This is a genomic window from Candidatus Cryosericum odellii, assembly GCF_003570935.1.
GTDB classification, from domain to species: domain Bacteria; phylum Caldisericota; class Caldisericia; order Cryosericales; family Cryosericaceae; genus Cryosericum; species Cryosericum odellii.
Genome location: NZ_QXIU01000214.1, coordinates 1 through 3,854, shown reverse-complemented (window position 1 = coordinate 3,854; position 3,854 = coordinate 1). Strand labels below are relative to the sequence as shown.

Here is a 3,854-nt window from a genome sequence, read left to right as displayed (position 1 = left end):
GGCTGGGCTCGAAGTCGATGCGTTTGACGAACTCGCAGGCCTCCTTGGCCCCGTGCTCGCGGTCCATGCCGCCGTCTTCCCACTCGACCGACAGCGGACCTTCATACCCGATGTCGTTGAGGGCGCGGATGATACGCTCGAAGTTGACACCGCCACGACCGAGTGAAACGAAGTTCCATCCGCGACGCATGTCGCCGAAGGTGATGTGCGAGCCAAGGAGACCCCCACGAGGGCCAGGGTTCAGCATCGCGTCCTTCATGTGGACATGATAGATGCGATCCTTGAAATCATAGATGAACTGCTCCGGTGCGATCCCCTGCCAATAGAGGTGACTCGGGTCGAAGTTGATGCCGAACGAGGGCCGGTGCTTGATGGCATCGAGGGTGCGCAGGGTCGTCCAATAGTCGAACGCGATCTCAGTGGGGTGGACCTCGAGCGCGAACTTGATGCCGTTCTGTTCATAGACGTCGAGGATCGGGTTCCAGAGGTCTGCAAACTGCGCATATCCTGCTTCGATCCACTCGTCGGACACCGGCGGAAACGAGTACCAGCCCTCCCAGATCGAGGAACCGGTGAACCCCGTCACGACAGAGGCGCCAAGCAAACGTGCGACAACTGCAGCCTTCTTCATCTGGTCGATGGCCCATGCCCGCATCTTCTCAGGCTGACCATGCAGCTCTGCAGGAGCAAACACATCAAACCGCTCGTCGTTCCGTGAGCAGACAAGCTGGCCGGCAAGGTGATTGCCGATGGCATGGCACTGGAGGTGGTTCTTCTCCATCGTGTCTTTGAGGCTGCGAACGTACGCGTCGCTCTCGACCGCCTTGTCGATGTTCAGGTGTTCACCCCAGCAGGCGATTTCAAGACCGTCGTATCCCCATGAGGACATCTTGCTGCACAGTGTGTCGAAGGGCATATCCGCCCACTGCCCGGTAAACATCGTCACTGGTCTCATACATTGCCTCCGTTAGATGTCGAAGGAGGCGTCGACCCATGCCGCGCCTTCCTTGCTGCTCTTCACACAATCAAACACGAACTTGGTCCCGCGGGCACCGTCGACGACGGTCGGGAAGACGTCCAACGCGTCCGGGGTGCGGTCCTGCTTCCTGGCCATAAGCACGTTGCAGAAGTTCCTGTACAGGTTTGCAAACGCCTCGAAGTACCCTTCCGGGTGACCGGCAGGGAGGCGTGTAACGTGTCCAGCGGCAGCCGAGAGGTATCCGCTGCCACGCGTCAACAGCTGCAGAGGACCTCCTTTCTTCTGGAAGCGGAGAACGTTGGGGTTTTCCTGCTCCCACTCGATGGCGCCATCCGTCCCGTACACGCGGATACGGAGACCATTCTCTTTGCCGATGGCTACCTGCGACGACCAGTAGTTCCCCGACGCTCCACCCTTGTACTTCAGGAGTATATACGCGTTGTCGTCGAGCGGACGCCCCTCAACGAACGTCTCGAGGCTGGCTGCCAGCTTGTCGATCTCCAATCCTGTAATGAAGTGCACCAGGTTCTCGATGTGCGTGCCGATGTCACCAACACAGCAAGACACACCGGCATACTTCGGGTCCGTCCGCCAGACGGCCTGACGGTTGGTACCTGCACGTTCGATGGGGTCGGCCAGCCAGTCCTGCGGGTATTCTGCAGCCACGACGCGGAGCGTCCCGAGAGCCCCGGTTCTGACGAGGTTGCGGGCTTCGCGCACCATGGGGTAGCCAGTGTAGGTATAGGTCACCATGAACTCGACCTTGTGCGAAAAGGCAAGTGCGACCAGTTCCTTCGCCTCTTCCTCCGTGAATGCCATCGGCTTCTCACAGACAACGTTGATGCCCTGTTCGAGGAATGCCTTGGCCACCGAAAAGTGGATGTGGTTGGGGACAGTGACGATGACGAAGTCAATCCTGCCCTCCATGCGTGCTCCCTCCTCGACGGCCATTTCATGGAAATCAGCATATGCGCGGTCAGCGTCGATACCAAGCTCCTTCGCGACCTGGACCGTCTCCGATGGGAGGTCAGAAAAACTCCCGGCAACCAGCTTCGCCTGATTGTTCATTGCGATAGCGGCGCGATGCACTGGGCCGATGAAAGATCCTGGTCCTCCGCCTACCTGCCCATACAGGAGGCTGGCCCCTGTATCGTTCAACTTGCCTTCGATCATGTCACTTCCCCCTTTCCAGAAGAGTCGATATGCGCTTGTACTGGTCTTTCACCGATCGGTACAGCTGACGATATTCCTCATACCACTGTGTATACTGCTGGCCTCTCCACGGATCTGGCCGGTAGCTCTCGGTCAGTTTGACCCAGGCGCGTGTGTCCGAGCCGACCGCTTTCGCTGCCAGCCGTGCGGAGCCATAGGCTGCTCCTTCGTCCACGAGAGGACTCCAGATGTCGACGCCAAGGTTGTCCGCCAGCATCTGGCACCACGTGTGTGAACGCGATCCTCCGCCTACGATGCGCACACTGCTCATCGGCGTGCCCAGGTCCCGAATGCATTCGGCACCTTCCCGCAGAGCAAATACTACACCCTCGTGGATGGCACGCAAGACGTCGCCCTGCCCATGAAACGAGCTGAGCCCAAAGAGGACCCCACGAGCATCCGAGTCACGATGGGGCGTGCGCTCCCCGTTCAGGTATGGAAGGAAGATGACGCCGTTGGAGCCTACCGGGCTGCTGTTCACGAGCTCCTCGACACGTCCGAAGGACATCCTGCCAGCGAATCGTTCGCGGTACCAGTCCAGCGAGTTCGTGGCCGATAAAATGACCGCCATGTGATAGGTGCTGCCGGAGAGCACGTGCTGGAACAGGTGTACGCGCCCGCTCTGGTCCGGAGTGCTGTTGCCGCTGACCGCGACGACTGTCCCACTGTTCCCAAGGCTTATCATAGTGTCACCCGGGGCCTCCACGCCGCACCCGTAGGCAGACGCAGCGTTGTCAGCTCCCCCCACGATGACGGGAACGCCCGTAAGACGCGGAAGATCTGGACATGATACAGAGCCGACAATAGCACCGGACGGGCGCACCTCAGGAAGCATCGACACGTCGATCCCGAGGAGCTTGCAGGCTTGCTCGTCCCATACGTTCTTTGGAACACTGTACAGGGACGTCCCTGATGCGTCTGACGGGTCCGTGCACAGGATGCCGGTCAACCGCCACGCGATGTAGTCCTTGGGAAGGCAGACCCGGGCGACACGCGCAAACTGCTCGGGCTCATTATGGCGGAGCCACAGGATCTTCGGGGCGGTGAACCCAGAAAGGATCGGGTTTCCAAGGCTTTCTATGACTGCTTCTTCGCCGCCGTATCGTTCCGTGAGTTCCGTGGCTTCAGCCGCCGTCCGCTGGTCCGACCACAGGATAGCAGGGCGCACAACGTCTCCCTGCGCATCCAACGGAACCAAGCTGTGCATTTGCCCGCTGACCGATATTCCCATGATCTGACAGTTGCGGTCAATAGTCAACTGATCGAGCACGGACACCGTGGACGCCCACCACAGCTCCGGGCTCTGCTCCACCCAGCCTGGACGCGGCGTTGCAAGACGCAGAGGGGCGCTAGCCTGGGCGACGATAGTTCCGAGGCTGTCTGTGAGGAGGCCCTTCACGGACATGGTCCCAATATCGATCCCTACGAAACATACTTTCACGGTACCAGCCTCCCTGAGTCGGGCTCGCCACGCTGTGAACTCACCACGCCGGCGAATGTCCACATACCCGCGGACTCCGCCTCTCGTACGAGTTCTGGGACCTGTCGTTTGCCCATGGTAGCATCCTAGTTTCTAATTTTTCATTACCAATGCTATACATAGTCTCACACTTGTCAAGATGGCCAGCCACTCGTCCCATATAGGAGATGAATCCAGGCCATG

At 59.5% G+C, this 3,854-nt stretch carries 3 protein-coding genes; all 3 read right to left on the bottom strand.

The window, feature by feature from the left end:
- Nucleotides 1–955 (bottom strand): sugar phosphate isomerase/epimerase family protein (locus SMC5_RS08820; protein WP_133299193.1); only part of this gene is annotated, 955 nt, incomplete at its 3' end.
- 12 nt (nt 956–967) lie between these two features.
- Nucleotides 968–2,152, bottom strand: coding sequence for a Gfo/Idh/MocA family protein (locus SMC5_RS08815; RefSeq protein WP_119120412.1), 1,185 nt, complete (start codon nt 2,150–2,152; stop codon nt 968–970).
- Between the two features lies 1 nt (nt 2,153).
- Nucleotides 2,154–3,632, bottom strand: a complete 1,479-nt coding sequence (xylB, locus tag SMC5_RS08810; protein WP_207799180.1) for a xylulokinase — start codon at nt 3,630–3,632, stop codon at nt 2,154–2,156.
- Nucleotides 3,633–3,854 lie beyond the last annotated feature (222 nt).